Source organism: Streptomyces parvus, assembly GCF_014648875.1.
Classification (GTDB): domain Bacteria; phylum Actinomycetota; class Actinomycetes; order Streptomycetales; family Streptomycetaceae; genus Streptomyces; species Streptomyces parvus.
Window position 1 is genome coordinate 380262 of the sequence record NZ_BMRY01000004.1, and the last position, 15762, is coordinate 396023.

The following is a 15762-nucleotide window of genomic DNA, read 5'->3' on the forward strand; positions in this document are numbered from 1 at the left end:
CGGGCCTTCTTCCGTGCTCGCCGATCGTGCTCCCTGTTGCGCGTAGGTAACGGATGTGAAGATCCACCCTTTTCAGATGGACAGTCAGTGATTTAAGTGTGAAGATCCTCGGGCTGCCATCTGACTCCGGTGATGGCGTCGGCGGTCGGAGCTGCTCGCCAGACGAAGGCGCGGGAGTGGGCCGAGGCCCCGAAGCTGTATGGATGGTGCGGAAGACCAGTGGTGAGCGTCAGTAACCCCGAGACCAGTTCGCTCGTCTCCACCTATCGGTCTCTGGTCCCGGTGCGGGCGCGCCGGCGCATCGTGCGCCGCGTTCCGGTCCCGTTGCGCAACATGGTCATGCATCTCCTGGCCACCTTCGACTCCCTCCGCTCCGCGGTCGTCGTGCGTGTGCTGGGAGGCCGCCGCAACCCCGCCAGACACAGCACGGAAGCCTCCCTGCGCATCGTCAGGATCGACGGCAAACACGTGCGGGCCGCCGTTGTCAGGGGCGCCACGGAGTGGGCGGCGCGGGCGCGGAACCTGCACATCGTGGTCGCCGTCCTGGAGGACGCGGAGATCGACTACTTCGCCGTCCGCGGCACCGGCAAGGACATTCCGTGCGTCGCCGTCTCCGCGCGCCACCGCCAGGACGTCGAGGAAGTGCTCCAGATCGCCTTCGGACGCAACCCCGGCTACGTACGGGATGTGGCGGGCGGGCAGCTGCGCACCGGAGCGTCGGCGAAGACCTGGAACAGGCTCCGCTCCAGCCAGGTGCTCCGGCTGGCCTGGAACGTCTGCGACCCGACCGGCAAGCTCGTCTTCGGCCCCGAATCGGGATGCGACCTGGAGTTCTGGGCGGAGTCGGACGGCGCGCTGATCGCGCCCAGGCCCAACGCCGTCGTGACCCGGCTGCCGGTCGGCACCGAACTGCGCATGGCCGAGCAGAAGCTGTTCAGCCTGGTTCCCCGCCAGTACCACACCGGCTACACGCGTACGGTCCCCGAGTTCACCGCACGGCTCCCCGGCGACCACGCCTTTCCGATCGACGTCGTCTACACCTGGGTCGACGACGCGGATCCGGTGTGGCGCGCGGGCAAGGACACGGTGCGCCGCTCCCTGGACCCCGGCCGGGCCGGGGAAATGCACGAACAGGCGGACAACGGTGCCCGGTACACGAGCCGCGACGAACTGCGCTACTCGCTGCGGTCGATCCACCAGTACGCGCCCTGGGTGCGGAACATCTACCTCGTCACCGCCGGGCAGGCGCCCGGCTGGCTGAACACCGACCACCCGGGACTGCGCGTGGTCGACCACCGCGAGATCTTCTCCGACCCCGGCGCCCTGCCCACGTTCAACTCGCACGCCATCGAGAGCCAGCTGCACCACATAGCCGGGCTGTCGGAGCACTTCCTCTACCTCAACGACGACGTCTTCTTCGGCCGGCCCGTCACACCGGAGCACTTCTTCCACACCAACGGACTGACCAAGTTCTTCACCTCCAAGGCGCTCATCCCCTCCGGGCAGATCACCCCCGAGGACCTGCCGGTGGACGCGGCGGGAAAGAACAGCCGCGGTCTGATCGCCCAGCAGTTCGGGACGGTCATCTCCCAGAAGATGAAGCACACGCCCCACGCGCTCAGCAGAACGGTTCTCGACGAGATCGAGCTGACCTACGAGCGGGCCCACTGGGTCACCCAGAACTCCAGGTTCCGCTCGCCCCACGACATCCCCGTCGCCTCCTCGCTCCACCACTACTACGCGTACCACCAGGCACGGGCGACGCTCGGCAACCTGCGGTACGTCTACGTGGACATCGGCGACGCCCTGGCGCAGCGCCGGCTGGACCGGCTGGTGGCCAGACGGGACTTCGACACCTTCTGCATCAACGACACCGTCGTACCGGAGGACCCGGACGCGCAGGCGCGCATGGTGAAACGGTTCCTCGACGACTACTTCCCCGTACCGAGCCCCTTTGAGCTCCCCGGCGCCGAAGGCGCCCCGACCCGACGTATCGCAGAGCTGGGAGCGGCGGCATGATTCCTCGACGCAGACATCTGGCGGCCGCCCGGCGACGGCTCACCGCCCGAGCCGTCCCCCTGCGGTCCTGGCTCATGCAGCGCCTCTTCCTGCCCCTGCGGTCCGGGCGGGCCGCCCGTCTGCTGTACGCCGCGGTGCTGGACGGACAGACGGTCAACCTGCACGCCGAACTGCCCCGCTCGGCACGGCTCCCCGAGAACGCCGGGCTGGTGATCCAGCGCGGCCGACGGCGGTACGAGAGCCCCGCCCGGGTGTACGAGGAGCGGGACGGCCGCCTGCTCATGGACGCCACCGTTCTGCTGGGCGCCGAGGCCGGAGGCGTACCGCTGTCCGACGGACGCTGGCGGATCGCCCTCACCACCCGCTCGGGACGCAGGTCCGCGCGGATCCCGCTCCTCCTCGTCGAACCCCCGCAGCCCTACGGCGGCCCGACCATGCCCATGGCGGTCTCCCCGGTCAGCGGACGACGCCACCGCCTCGGCCGCACCGTGACCGGCAACCTCCGGGTGGTCACCTCACAGGCCCGGCCCTCCGCCGAGGTGATGAAGGTCGACCTGTCCCACACCGGACTCGTCGTCGACTTCCGTGTCGTCGGAACCGAGGCCGACGAGCCCTGGGCGGAGTTCACCGCCACCGGCCGCAGGATCCGGCAGCCCCTCAGCGACCTGGGCGACGGGATCTGGCGCGTCGTCACCCCCCTGGAGGAGATGACGCCGCGGCGCCGGGCCGCCGAACACTGGGACGTCGCCTTCTGCTCGGCGGGCGGCCGCCCGATGAGGCTGGGCCGCAGACTCCACGACGTCCGCAACCCGGGGCGCGTCTTCGCCATGAGCCAGGCCGGCGTCGCCCCCCGAGGACAGACGCCCCTGCTGGTCCACCCCCGCTACACGCCCGCGGGCAATTTCCGCGTGACGTGCAGTCGTATGCCCGAAGCCGGGCGGAGACTCTCGTGAAGATCACCTTTCTGCTGACCACCGCCGACGCCGTGGGCGGCACGGAACGGGCCGTGTTCAACCAGGCCGCCGAACTCGCCGACCGCCACGACGTACGGGTCCTGAGCGTCTTCAAGAGCAAGCCCGAACTCTTCTTCTCACCCGACGAACGGGTCCGGGTCGACTACCTCGTCGACATGACCGGCCGGGTGCAGCGGCCGGTGCGCCGCGCCGATCTCGACGAATCCGTGTACGCGGCCCTCGCCCAGCAGCCGAGCAGCCTGGTCGACCGTGCCTGGGAAGCCGCGTTCAACCGGCTCTCCGACATCGAGCTCGGCCTGGCGCTGGAACACACCGACACGGACATCCTGATCACCACGACGCCGGCCCTCATGGCGCTGGCTGTGCAGCTCGCCCCGGCCGAGGTCATCACGGTCCACCAGGAGCACCGGGTCTCCGAGCTGCGCGGCACCAGCGGCGAGCCGCTGCTCCGCCACGCCGCCCGGCTGGACGCCCTCGCCGTGCTCAGCGACCGTACGCGGGACTGGTTCGCGGAGACGCTCGGCCCGACCGCACCGCGCATCGAGGTGGTGCCGAACGCGCTCCCCGCGGGATTCCGGCCGCGCTCCACGCTGGAGACCCGGACGGTGGTGATCGCCGGCCGGCTCGTCGGCGAGAAACAGCTCGACCAGGCACTCGACGCCTGGGCGCTGCTGGCGCCCCACCACCCCGCGTGGACGCTCAGGATCTTCGGCGACGGGCCGTTGAGCGGTGCCCTGCGACGGCAGATCGCCCAGCTGGGCCTGCAGAGCAGCGTGCAGCTGAACGGGAACTCGCCGCATCTGGCGGAGGAGTGGGCCAAGGCGAGCATCGCCCTGATGACGTCGAAGAACGAGGCCTTCCCCCTGGTGCTCATGGAGGCGCAGGCGGCCGGGGTCCCCGTGGTGTCGTACGACTGCCCCAACGGGCCGCGGGAGATCGTGCTGGACGGGCAGTCGGGCATCCTCGTGCCGCCCGGCGACGTCGAGGCGCTGGCAGGCCGCCTCCACCAGCTGATGTCCGACGGCCCGATGCGGCACCGGATGGGCGCGGCGGCGGCCGACTCCATCACCCGGTTCGCACCGCCCCTGGTCACCGCGCGGTGGGAGGCGTTCTTCCAGGCCCTGGTCGAGGACCGGGACCACGGCGGCCGGGGCGCGGCGAAGGCGGACCGGCTGGCCCTGCACGCCGCCCACAGCGGTCCGGAAGGCGCCGCGACGGCCGCCACCGCCGCCCCGCCGAGCCAGGTCCGCTCCGGCGCCCACCGGCAGCTGGAGCAGCAGGTCGCCAAGCGGCGGCCCGAGCTGGTCAAGGACGGCGGCCAGCTGTGCCGGGTCGTGGACGCGGAGTCGCCGTTCGACATCGTGCAGGCCAACCTGGCGCTCGCCGCCTCCGCACTGGAGGCCGCGGATGTGCCCTACCTCCTGGTCCGGGACACGATGGTGCGGCGGACGGTCGCCGTGCACGCCTCGTTCCGGGAGGCGGTCATCAAATCGCTGAGCGGCATGTACCAGTACGAAGCCGTCTACACCGCCCTCCTCAACGACCGGCAGAACCCGGTCACCACCACGCTCGCCGGCCTCCTCGGCGACCACCTCGACCAGCAGTGCTCCGGTGTCCGCGTCTACCGGAACGCCGTATCGACCTCCCGCACCCTGCGGCTGGGAGCGGTGTACGGCTGCACGATCTCCTTCTGGGACAACGACCCCGAGGAGAGCGACACGCTGGTGGCGCCCACCCGCACCCTCATCGGCGACCGGATCTCGCAGCACTCCCTGGGGCGCGCCTCGACGGTCCTCTCCGGGCGGACCTACCCGACCATCAACGCCTTCGCGCAACCGCTCCACGGCGACGTCGGCTTCCCGGTCGACGCCGTGTACACCTGGGTCGACGGATCCGATGTCCAGTGGCTGGAGCGGAAGAACCAGGTCCTCGCGGCGGCGGGGCTGGAGACGGTGGACGCCGCCGCCAGCGCCGCCCGCTTCCGCAGCCGTGACGAACTGCGCTACTCGCTCCGCTCCATCGACATGTACGCCCCGTGGATCCGGAACATCTACATCGTCACCGACCGGCAGGTCCCGTCCTGGCTGGACCGCACGCATCACCGGGTCCGCGTCGTCGACCACACGGAGATCTTCGGCGACCGGGGTGCCCTGCCCACGTACAACTCGCACGCGATCGAAAGCCGGCTCCACCACATCGAGGGCCTCTCCGAGCACTTCCTCTATTTCAACGACGACTTCTTCATCGGGCGTACCGTCATGCCGAGCCTGTTCTTCCTCGGCAACGGCCAGGCCAAGCACTTCCCGTCGCCCACCGCGGTCCCCATGGTGCCGCCGCTGGTGACCGACGACTTCAACATCAGCGCGGCGAAGAACAACCGGGCGCTGATCGCGGACAGTTTCGGGCAGACCCTCACCCATTCCTTCCTCCACGCGCCCTACGTCCTGCGCAGGAGCGTCATGGAGGATCTGGAACGCGCCTATCCCGAACAGGTCGCCGCCACCTCGGCGAGCAGGCTGCGCAGCCACAGCGACGTCTCGATCGCCTCCTCGCTCCACCACTACTTCGCCTACCACACCGGCAGAAGCGTCCCCGGAAGCATTTCCTGCGGATTCGTCAACGTGGGCCTGAGCGAGCACCGGACCAGGCTCAGCAGAATCCTGACGAGCCGTCCGAACGATGTCTTCTGCCTGAACGACTTCCACGACGGAGATGTGCCCGAGGACGAACAGGACGCCATTCTGGCGGCGTTCCTCCCGAGCTACTTCCCCGTCGCGAGCCAATTCGAATACGGCTCACCCCGTAATCAGCGGTACCACGCGCACACCCTGCCCGACTGGCCGCTGTGACGCCCACAGCCGTCGACCCGGGAGACGTGAACGTGAGAGAGGCGAACCCATGAGCAAGATCTGCATAGTCGGGAACTCCGTGGCCGCGCCACGCACGCCGGAGGAAGCCCCTCTCGCGGGCTGGGGACAGTTTCTCGCGGAATTCCTGACGCCGTACCACGAGGTGCGCAACTACGCCCGCGACGCGATGACGCTGCGGACCTACTTCACCGACCGGCTGGCCACCCTGCTGAACCTGCTGGCCCCCGGTGATCTGGTCCTCGTGAACCTCGGCGGGGTCGAGCAGCGCATCGACAACCCCCTGCGCTACCACGGGCCGAGGGAGTTCAAGGAGTTCCTCTACCTCTACATCGACGGGATCAGGGCCGAGGGAGCCTTCCCCGTCCTCGTGACCCCCGCCGCACGGTGCGCCTTCACGGCCGGGGGCGAGGTGGCCGACACCCGGGGCGAGTACCCCGGCCTGATGCGCGAGGTGGCCGCCGAGACCGGGACGGCCCTGGTCGACCTGGGGGCGTTCACGACAGGGTGGCTGGCGGAGCTGGGTCCGCAGCGGGCGCGTCACTTCTTCCGCTGGCTCGACGCCGGCGAGCACCCCCGTCACCCCGACGGCATCATCGACTCGTCCCACTTCAACGAGGCGGGAGGCAGGGCCGTGGCCCGGATGGTGGCGATCGCCCTGCACGAGTCCCGCGACCTGCCGCCCGGACTCATCGATGTGAACACGCTCGCCACGGCACCGGAATATCCTCCGGTCCTCACCGAATTCACCGTGGAGAAGCCGGAGTTCGCGCTCCACAGTGAGATGCGCACGGGTGCCGCGCCCGCGGTGGAACGGCCCGCACCGGGGCAGCTGACCGGAGCCATGCAGAAGTTCTCCGGCACGGCCGGGGCCGGGACGAACTATGTGCTGTTCTTCGAGAACGGCGGCTACCTCGGCGGGACCCGCGTCAACGCCGAAGGACGGTGGCAGTGGCGACGGGTGGTGAACTGGCCCGCGGGCGACCATCTCGTGCAGGTGGTCGGATACCACCCGCAAGGGGTCACTCCGCTCTCCACGGTGGCCTTCACCGTGCGGGACTCCGTCGAACCGCCCGTGGTCCTCGGCCCCAGGGAGGGAGCGCTGAGCGGTGCGCGCCCCCGCTTCTCGGGAACCGCCGCCGCGGGCGTCACCAAGGTGATGGTGCTCGAAGGCGGCCGGCTGATCGCCTCCGCTCCGGTGGCCGAGGACGGCACCTGGAAGGTGACCCACCCGCACGACTGGAAACCGGGCACCTACACCGTCGAGTTCGTGTCGGTCTTCAGCGCCATCCACTCCCGGCCGGCCCGGCTCACCCTGCGCGTGCACGGCGTTCCGGAGGGAAACTGGATCAGGCAGTCCGTCAGCGCCAGGGCGGCCTGCTCCGACGCCTGCGACCACCTCCCGTTCAGCGGGGGCCGCTGACCGTACGCCCCACCGCGACGGCCCCCGGAACTCCCGGCCCGCGACGGCCCCCGGAACGCGAACCGGCCCGGCACACCCCGCGGGGTGTGCCGGGCCGGACCCGTATCGGCGGGTGTTACGCCGGAACGCTCGCCACGCCCTGTGCGAGGAACGGCTTGCCGTTCACACGCTGCGAGACGCCCTCACGGTCCAGGTACGGCGTGATGCCGCCCAGGTGGAAGGGCCAGCCCGCACCGGTGATCAGGCACAGGTCGATGTCCTGGGCCTCGGCGACGACGCCCTCCTCCAGCATCAGGCCGATCTCATGCGCCACCGCGTCGAGCACGCGGTCGCGCGTCTGCTCCTCGGTCAGGACGGTGTCGCCCTGCTTGAGGAGCGCTGCGACCTCGGGGTCGAGGACCGGCGCACCGGAGTCGTAGACGTAGAAGCCGCGCTTGCCGGCCTTCACGACCGCCGCGAGGTTCTGCGAGACGGTGAAGCGCTCCGGGAAGGAGCGGTTCAGGGTCTCGGAGACGTGCAGGCCGATGGCCGGGCCGACCAGCTCCAGAAGCACCAGCGGGGACATCGGCAGGCCGAGCGGCTCGACGGCCTTCTCCGCGACCTCGACCGGGGTGCCCTCGTCGATGACGTTCTGGATCTCGCCCATGAAGCGGGTGAGGATGCGGTTGACGACGAACGCCGGGGCGTCCTTCACCAGGACCGCGGTCTTCTTCAGCTTCCGGGCCACACCGAACGCCGTGGCCAGCGAGGCGTCGTCCGTCTGCTCGCCGCGCACGATCTCCAGCAGCGGGAGGATCGCGACCGGGTTGAAGAAGTGGAAGCCGACGACCCGCTCGGGGTTCTTCAGCTTCGACGCCATCTCGGTCACCGACAGCGAGGAGGTGTTGGTGGCGAGGATCGCGTGCGCCGGGGCGACCGCCTCGACCTCCGCGAACACCTGCTGCTTGACGCCGATCTCCTCGAAGACGGCCTCGATGATGAAGTCCGCGTCCGCGAAGCCCTCGGCCTTGTCGAGGACACCGGAGACCAGGCCCTTGAGGCGGTTGGCCTTGTCCTGGTTGATGCGGCCCTTGCCGAGCAGCTTCTCGATCTCGGCGTGGACGTAGCCCACACCCTTGTCGACGCGCTCCTGGTCGATGTCCGTGAGGACGACCGGGACCTCCAGGCGGCGCAGGAACAGCAGCGCCAGCTGCGAGGCCATCAGACCGGCGCCGACGACGCCGACCTTGGTGACCGGGCGGGCCAGGTTCTTGTCCGGGGCGCCGGCCGGGCGCTTGGCGCGCTTCTGGACCAGGTTGAAGGCGTAGATGCCGCTGCGCAGCTCGCCGCCCATGATCAGGTCCGCGAGCGCCTGGTCCTCGGCGTCGAAGCCGGCGGACAGGTCGCCGTCCTTGGCCGCCGCGATGATGTCCAGCGCGCGGTACGCCGCCGGGGCCGCGCCGTGCACCTTGGAGTCGGCGATGGCCCGGCCGCGGGCGACAGCCGCGTCCCAGGCGTCACCGCGGTCGACCTCGGCGCGCTCGACGGCGACCGTGCCCTTGAGCACGTTCGCGGTCCACACGAGCGACTGCTCCAGGAAGTCCGCGCCCTCGAAGATCGCGTCCGCGATGCCCAGCTCGAAGACCTGCTTGCCCTTGAGCTGACGGTTCTGGTTCAGCGAGTTCTCGATGATCACCGAGACCGCGCGGTCCGCGCCGATCAGGTTCGGGAGCAGCGCGCAGCCGCCCCAGCCGGGGACCAGACCGAGGAAGACCTCGGGCAGCGAGAACGCCGGGAGCGCCTTGGAGACGGTGCGGTAGGTGCAGTGCAGACCGACCTCGACACCGCCGCCCATGGCCGCGCCGTTGTAGTACGCGAAGGTGGGGACCGCGAGGCCGGAGAGACGGCGGAAGACGTCGTGGCCGCCCTTGCCGATCGCCAGCGCGTCCTCGTGACGGCTCAGCAGCTCGACGCCCTTGAGGTCGGCGCCGACCGCGAAGATGAACGGCTTGCCGGTGAGGCCGATGCCGGTGATGGTGCCCTCGGCGGCCTCCTTCTCGACCTGGTCGATCGCGGCGTTCAGGTTCGCCAGCGACTGCGGTCCGAAGGTGGTCGGCTTGGTGTGGTCCAGGCCGTTGTCCAGCGTGATGAGCGCGAACCGCCCGGCGCCGAACGGCAGGTCCAGGTGGCGTACGTGCGCCTGCGTGACGACCTCGCCGGGGAACAGCTCGGCCGCGCCCTTCAGAAGCTCAGTGGTGGAGCTCACTTGTTGCCTCCGTCGGCGTTGAAGTGCGGGTTCTCCCAGACGACCGTGGCGCCCATGCCGAAGCCGACACACATCGTCGTCAGGCCGTAGCGGACCTCGGGCTGCTCCTCGAACTGCCGGGCCAGCTGCGTCATGAGCCGGACACCGGAGGAGGCGAGCGGGTGGCCGTACGCGATCGCGCCGCCGTACTGGTTGACGCGGGCGTCGTCGTCCGCGATGCCGTAGTGCTCCAGGAAGGCGAGCACCTGCACGGCGAACGCCTCGTTGATCTCGAAGAGACCGATGTCGTCGATGGTCAGACCGGCCTGGGCCAGCGCCTTCTCGGTCGCCGGGATCGGGCCGTAACCCATGACCTCCGGCTCGACGCCCGCGAAGGCGTAGGAGACCAGGCGCATCTTGACCGGGAGGCCCAGCTCGCGGGCGACGTCCTCGGCGGCGAGCAGTGAGGCGGTGGCGCCGTCGTTGAGCCCCGCGGCGTTGCCGGCCGTCACCCGGCCGTGGGCGCGGAAGGGGGTCTTCAGGCCCGCCAGCGACTCCAGCGTGGTGCCCGGGCGCATCGGCTCGTCGGCGGTGACCAGGCCCCAGCCCGTCTCGCCCGCCTCGGCGTTGGTGCGGCGCACCGAGACCGGTACCAGGTCCTGCTGGATCTTGCCGTTGGCGTACGCCTTGGCGGCCTTCTCCTGCGAACGCACCGCGTACTCGTCGGCGCGCTGCTTGGTGATCGTGGGGTAGCGGTCGTGCAGGTTCTCCGCCGTCATACCCATGAACAGGGCGGACTCGTCGACCAGCTTCTCCGACACGAAGCGCGGGTTCGGGTCGACGCCCTCGCCCATCGGGTGGCGGCCCATGTGCTCGACGCCACCGGCCACGACCACGTCGTACGCGCCGAAGGCGATGGAACCGGCCGTCGAGGTGACGGCGGTCAGCGCGCCCGCGCACATGCGGTCGATCGAGTAGCCGGGGACGGACTGCGGCAGACCGGCCAGGATTCCGGCGGTGCGGCCCAGCGTCAGGCCCTGGTCCCCGATCTGCGTGGTCGCGGCGATGGCGACCTCGTCGATCTTCTTGGGGTCCAGGTCCGGGTTGCGGCGCAGCAGCTCCCGGATGGCCTTCACGACGAGGTCGTCGGCGCGGGTCTCGTGGTAGATGCCCTTCGGGCCCGCTTTGCCGAACGGGGTGCGGACGCCGTCGACGAAGACGACGTCCCGGATGGTACGAGGCACGGTGGCTCTCCTCCAGGGTGCGGGATGGCACTGCTGCGGGGCGCGCCACGGGGACGCACCGCCTGCCATCATGCTACTTGCGGGTAACCAGACTGCCCACCCCCCGGGCCCGGAGCGTCGAAGGTCACACCGCTCACCGCATCGTCCCCGCGATCGGACCGGAGGACCGGACCACCTGCGCCACGAACCGGAACCGTCCCACCCCCAGCCGCCGCAGCGCCGGCCCGTGGTCCACGGCCACCACCAGCGCCACCGCGGCCAGGGCGGCCCGCCATCCGGAGGTCACCAGCAGCCGCACCGGCGGCGGCAGCGGGCGCAGCGACCGGCGCAGCCGGTGGCAGTGGAAGGGCACGTGCCGCTCCTCGTCCGCGAGGATCCGCCCCGCCACCTCCCGCGTCAGCGCGTCGTCGGCCCCGTCCCGCAGGGCCCGGTAGTACCGCAGGGCGACCGCCTCCGCGATCATCAGGACCAGCAGTTCGAGGCGGAGCCCCAGGGCGCGGCGGAGCGTCACGAAGACCCGGTCGCTCCAGTGCGAGGCGATCACCGGCGCGCCGCCGGAGGCCAGCAGAAGCGCCAGCAACCTGGCGTGATTTCGCTCCTCCGCGACGAACATCCGCACCGCCGACGCGTACTCCGCGTCACCGGCCGCCTCCGCTTTGGTGATCAGCTCGGCCCCGTCGCCGTCCTCGCCGACCTGGAAGCGCTGCACGCTGCGCCGGATCGCGGGGTCCAGGGGGACCCCGGTCCGCCATTCCGGATCGCCTCGCTCGGCCCGCTCGTCGCGCGCCGCCTCGAAGTCGCGTATCCACTCCCCGTACGCCGTGGACCCCATGCCCGCGCCCCCCCGGGTCAGCTCCTCGTGGGTCTCAGGCGGTGGCGTCCAGCGCCCGGACCAGGAGCGGGGCGACCTGCTGGATCTGCCAGTTCCGCGCCCCGTACCCGGCGAGGGCGTCCTCGACGGCGCCCGGGGTCGGGTTCTTCGGCGGCTCCCAGCAGATCCGGCGCACGGTGTCCGGGGTGATCAGGTTCTCCTGGGGCATGTGCAGGCGCTCCGCCAACTCGGAGACCGCCGTGCGGGCGGCCGAGAGCCGGGCGGCGGCGGCCGGGTCCTTGTCGGCCCAGGAGCGCGGCGGGGGCGGCCCGGCCGGCTGCTGGCCCGGCTGCGGCAGCGCCGACTCCGGCAGCGCCTTGGCCCGGTCCACGGCCGCCTGCCACTGCTCCAGCTGACGGCGACCCATGCGGTGGCCGAATCCCGGCAGCGCGGTCAGGGCCTGTACGTCGACCGGCAGCGCGAGCGCGGCCTCGACGATCGCGGCGTCGCCGAGCACCTTGCCCGGCGAGACGTCGCGGCGCTGGGCGACCTGGTCACGGGTGGTCCACAGCTCCCGGACGACGGCCATCTGACGGCGGCGGCGCACCTTGTGCATGCCCGACGTGCGCCGCCAGGGGTCCTTGCGGGGCGGGGCCGGCGGCGCGGCGGCGATGGCGTCGAACTCCTCGCGGGCCCACCCCAACTTCCCCTGTCGGTCCAGCTCCTTCTCCAGCGCGTCGCGCAGGTCGATCAGGAGTTCCACGTCGAGGGCGGCGTAGCGCAGCCAGGGCTCGGGCAGCGGGCGGGTGGACCAGTCGACCGCGGAGTGGCCCTTCTCCAGGGCGTATCCGAGGACGTTCTCCACCATCGCGCCGAGGCCGACACGCGGGAAGCCCGCGAGCCGCCCCGCCAGCTCGGTGTCGAACAGCGAGGTGGGGGTCATGCCTATGTCCCGCAGGCACGGCAGGTCCTGGGTCGCGGCGTGCAGGATCCACTCGGTGCCGTCCAGCGCGGCGCCGAGACCGGAGAGGTCGGGGCAGCCGACCGGGTCGACCAGGGCGCTGCCCGCGCCCTCGCGGCGCAGCTGCACGAGGTAGGCGCGCTGGCCGTAGCGATACCCGGAGGCGCGCTCGGCGTCGACGGCCACCGGGCCGGTGCCCGCGGCGAAGGCGGCGATCACCCGGGCGAGGGCGTCGTCGGACGTCACCACCGGGGGAATGCCCTCGCGTGGCTCCAGCAAGGGGATCGGCGCCGGGGCGACGTCGTCCGGGGGAGCGCCCCCGGTGGTTCGCAGTGAAGTGTCTGCTGCGGTCTCTTGGGCGTCGGTCACGTGTCAAGGGTATCTGTGTATGCACGGAGCCCGTCGACGGAACGTTCCGTCGACGGGCGGCCATGCACGTATTCCAGCCGGAGACGCATCGGTGCACGTCCTGGCGGGGTGCGGTCAGTGGATGATGCCCGTCCGCAGGGCGACGGCGACCATTCCGGCCCGGTCTCCGGTGCCGAGCTTGCGGGCGATGCGGGCGAGGTGGGACTTGACGGTCAGGGCGGAGAGGCCCATCGAGACGCCGATGGCCTTGTTGGACTGGCCCTCGGCGACCAGGCGGAGCACCTCCACCTCACGTCCGGACAGTTCGCGGTAGCCGCCCGGGTGGCTCGGGGAACCGGGGGGCCTGCGGTGCATCCGGGCCGCGTTGGCGCCGATGGGGGCGACGCCGGGGCGGGTGGGGTGGCCGATGTTGGTTCGGGTGCCGGTGACGACGTAGCCCTTCACGCCGCCCGCGAGGGCGTTGCGAACGGCGCCGATGTCGTCGGCGGCGGAGAGGGCGAGACCGTTGGGCCAGCCTGCGGCGCGGGTCTCGGACAGCAGGGTCAGCCCGGAACCGTCGGGCAGGTGGACGTCGGCAATGCAGATGTCGCGCGGGTTGCCGACGCGGGGACGTGCCTCCGCGATGGACGACGCCTCGATGACGTCACGTACTCCGAGGGCCCACAGATGGCGGGTGACGGTGGAACGGACGCGCGGGTCGGCCACGACGACCATGGCCGTCGGCTTGTTCGGGCGGTAGGCGACCAGGCTTGCGGGCTGCTCAAGGAGAACGGACACCAGGCCTCCTGGGGGGAGTGGCGGGACGGGCCGGCTCGGGGGATGAAGCCGGGGGCGAACCGTGCTTGAAGGGTCATTGACCTCTTCGGCAGCGGACCCGTCCTCCTTTAGGGGAAGATCACGATTTGGTGAGTAACAATTCGGGCAAATAGGACGCGCGATCGATTGTACGAAAAGAGATCCGGCGTGTGTGCGATACGGGTGACGGAGTGTTACGAAACCTGCGGCCCGCGCCGCTGCGGCAACGTCACCACCGCCGCGTCCGACAGATCGGACGGCGGCAGCCCCGCGATCTGGCACAGCAGATCACCCCAGGCCATCAGGTGTGACGCCGTGTCCGGGATCCCGCCGCGCCACTCCCTGGGCGTCCACGAGGCACGGATCTCAATCTGCGTCGCCGGACGGCGCGCGGAGAGCGCACCGAAGTAGTGCGATCCGGCGCGTGTCACCGTCCCGCCGGCCTCCCCGTACGACAGGCCCCGCGCGTCCAGCGCCCCCGTCAGCCAGGACCAGCACACCTCCGGCAGCAGCGGGTCCGCCGCCATCTCCGGCTCCAGCTCCGCCCGGACCAGGGTCACCAGCCGGAACGTGCCCTGCCAGGAGTCGTGCCCCGCCGGGTCGTGCAGCAGCACCAGCCTGCCGTCCGCGAGATCGTCCTCACCGTCCACCACCGCCGCCTCCAGGGCGTACGCGTGCGGCGCGAGACGCCGGGGCGGCCTGGTCGCCTCCACCTCCAGCTCCGGGCGCAGCCGCGCGGAGCGCAGCGCGTCGACCGCCGCCAGGAACGCGGGAGGCACCGGAGGGCCCTCCTCCGTGCGGTCCTTGCTTTCAACGCCGTCGGAATGATCGGAAAACTGTCCCTGAGCCGGAGCCATGCGGGGAAGAGTAGGCGGAAGGCGGGCCGCGTGCAGGGAGAGACACCCGTGCGGGGCCGGGCTCCTTCGGCACGCGTGCGAAGATTCTGTGCGTGAGTGCCAACGACAGCCCTTCGGGCCAGCAGACGACGACCTCCGCCAGCCTCGACGCGGTTCGCGACGCCACCCACGACTCGGCGTTCCTCAAGGCCTGCCGCCGCGAACCCGTCCCGCACACGCCGGTCTGGTTCATGCGCCAGGCGGGACGCTCGCTCCCCGAGTACCTGAAGGTCCGCGAGGGCATCGCGATGCTCGACTCCTGCATGATGCCGGAGCTGGTCGCCGAGATCACCCTGCAGCCCGTACGCCGCCACAAGGTCGACGCCGCGATCTACTTCAGCGACATCGTCGTGCCCCTGAAGGCCATCGGCATCGACCTCGACATCAAGCCCGGCGTCGGACCCGTCATCGCCGAGCCGATCCGCACCCGCGCCGACCTGGCCCGGCTGCGCGACCTGACCCCCGAGGACGTCCCGTACGTCACCGAGGCCATCGGGATGCTCACCGCCGAGCTGGGCGCCACCCCGCTCATCGGCTTCGCCGGGGCCCCGTTCACGCTCGCCAGCTACCTCGTCGAGGGCGGCCCCTCGCGCAACCACGAGCGCACCAAGGCCATGATGTACGGCGACCCGCAGCTCTGGGCCGACCTCGTGGACCGGCTCGCGGAGATCACCGGCGCCTTCCTCAAGGTCCAGATCGAGGCCGGGGCCTCCGCCGTCCAGCTCTTCGACTCCTGGGTCGGCGCGCTGGCCCCCGCCGACTACCGCCGCGCGGTGCTCCCCGCCTCCGCGAAGGTCTTCGACGCCGTCGCCCCCTACGGCGTCCCCCGCATCCACTTCGGCGTCGGCACCGGCGAGCTGCTGGGCCTGATGGGCGAGGCCGGCGCGGACGTCGTCGGCGTCGACTGGCGGGTCCCGCTGGACGAGGCCGCCCGCCGCGTCGGCCCCGGCAAGGCGCTCCAGGGCAACCTCGACCCGGCCGTCCTCTTCGCGCCGACCCAGGCCGTCGAGGCCAAGACCCGCGAGGTCCTGGACGCCGCCGCCGGACTGGAGGGCCACATCTTCAACCTGGGCCACGGCGTCATGCCGAACATGGACCCGGACGCGCTCACCCGCCTCGTGGGGTACGTCCACGAGCAGACCGCGCGCTGAGGCAGTCGCGCCCCGGGGCGTGGGAGGC

11 protein-coding genes are annotated in these 15762 nt (G+C 71.1%); 5 read left to right on the top strand and 6 right to left on the bottom strand.

Annotation, left to right across the window (positions count from 1 at the left end; genetic code table 11):
- Positions 1 to 219: 219 nt before the first annotated feature.
- Genes IE140_RS15245 through IE140_RS15260 form a run of 4 tightly spaced genes read left to right on the top strand, consistent with a single transcriptional unit; the run spans position 220 to position 7283 of the window.
- Positions 220 to 2019, top strand: coding sequence for a stealth family protein (locus tag IE140_RS15245; RefSeq protein WP_189460447.1), 1800 nt, complete (start codon positions 220 to 222; stop codon positions 2017 to 2019).
- Positions 2016 to 2972, top strand: coding sequence for a hypothetical protein (locus IE140_RS15250; protein WP_032768458.1), 957 nt, complete (start codon positions 2016 to 2018; stop codon positions 2970 to 2972). The genes IE140_RS15245 and IE140_RS15250 overlap by 4 nt, the downstream gene beginning before the upstream one ends.
- Positions 2969 to 5842, top strand: a complete 2874-nt coding sequence (locus tag IE140_RS15255; protein ID WP_150197153.1) for a stealth family protein — start codon at positions 2969 to 2971, stop codon at positions 5840 to 5842. The genes IE140_RS15250 and IE140_RS15255 overlap by 4 nt, the downstream gene beginning before the upstream one ends.
- Before the next feature lie 49 nt (positions 5843 to 5891).
- On the top strand, positions 5892 to 7283 hold the full coding sequence (locus IE140_RS15260) for a hypothetical protein (protein WP_150197150.1): 1392 nt from the start codon (positions 5892 to 5894) through the stop codon (positions 7281 to 7283).
- 115 nt (positions 7284 to 7398) lie between these two features.
- Here the strand turns inward: IE140_RS15260 and IE140_RS15265 are convergent, their stop codons facing one another.
- From IE140_RS15265 to IE140_RS15290, 6 genes are all read right to left on the bottom strand, one after another.
- Positions 7399 to 9528, bottom strand: a complete 2130-nt coding sequence (locus IE140_RS15265; RefSeq protein ID WP_150197148.1) for a 3-hydroxyacyl-CoA dehydrogenase NAD-binding domain-containing protein — start codon at positions 9526 to 9528, stop codon at positions 7399 to 7401.
- Positions 9525 to 10751 (bottom strand): thiolase family protein, encoded by a 1227-nt coding sequence (locus IE140_RS15270; RefSeq protein WP_010059420.1) that lies wholly within the window; start codon positions 10749 to 10751, stop codon positions 9525 to 9527. Before IE140_RS15270 ends, IE140_RS15265 begins: the two co-directional genes overlap by 4 nt.
- Before the next feature lie 133 nt (positions 10752 to 10884).
- Positions 10885 to 11583, bottom strand: a complete 699-nt coding sequence (locus tag IE140_RS15275) for a ferritin-like domain-containing protein (protein WP_150197146.1) — start codon at positions 11581 to 11583, stop codon at positions 10885 to 10887.
- Positions 11584 to 11617: 34 nt separating this feature from the next.
- A complete protein-coding gene (locus IE140_RS15280; protein WP_150197144.1) occupies positions 11618 to 12892 on the bottom strand; it encodes an HRDC domain-containing protein in 1275 nt (424 codons plus the stop codon).
- 114 nt (positions 12893 to 13006) lie between these two features.
- Entirely contained in the window at positions 13007 to 13669 is a 663-nt protein-coding gene (locus tag IE140_RS15285) for a response regulator transcription factor (RefSeq protein WP_003965521.1), read from the bottom strand.
- 212 nt (positions 13670 to 13881) lie between these two features.
- On the bottom strand, positions 13882 to 14544 hold the full coding sequence (locus IE140_RS15290; protein ID WP_109180525.1) for a DUF3000 domain-containing protein: 663 nt from the start codon (positions 14542 to 14544) through the stop codon (positions 13882 to 13884).
- A gap of 92 nt (positions 14545 to 14636) precedes the next feature.
- Between IE140_RS15290 and hemE the strand changes: the two genes are divergently transcribed.
- Positions 14637 to 15734: a uroporphyrinogen decarboxylase gene (gene hemE, locus IE140_RS15295; protein ID WP_093442287.1), complete on the top strand. Its 1098-nt coding sequence runs from the start codon at positions 14637 to 14639 to the stop codon at positions 15732 to 15734.
- Positions 15735 to 15762: the final 28 nt, after the last annotated feature.

What these genes read in the sequence shown, in the direction of transcription:
- IE140_RS15290 (WP_109180525.1), bottom strand. Translation starts at nt 14,544, where the DNA reads ATGGCTCCGGCTCAGGGACAGTTTTCCGATCATTCCGACGGCGTTGAA.
- IE140_RS15250 (WP_032768458.1), top strand. Translation starts at nt 2,016, where the DNA reads ATGATTCCTCGACGCAGACATCTGGCGGCCGCCCGGCGACGGCTCACC.
- IE140_RS15260 (WP_150197150.1), top strand. Translation starts at nt 5,892, where the DNA reads ATGAGCAAGATCTGCATAGTCGGGAACTCCGTGGCCGCGCCACGCACG.
- IE140_RS15275 (WP_150197146.1), bottom strand. Translation starts at nt 11,583, where the DNA reads ATGGGGTCCACGGCGTACGGGGAGTGGATACGCGACTTCGAGGCGGCG.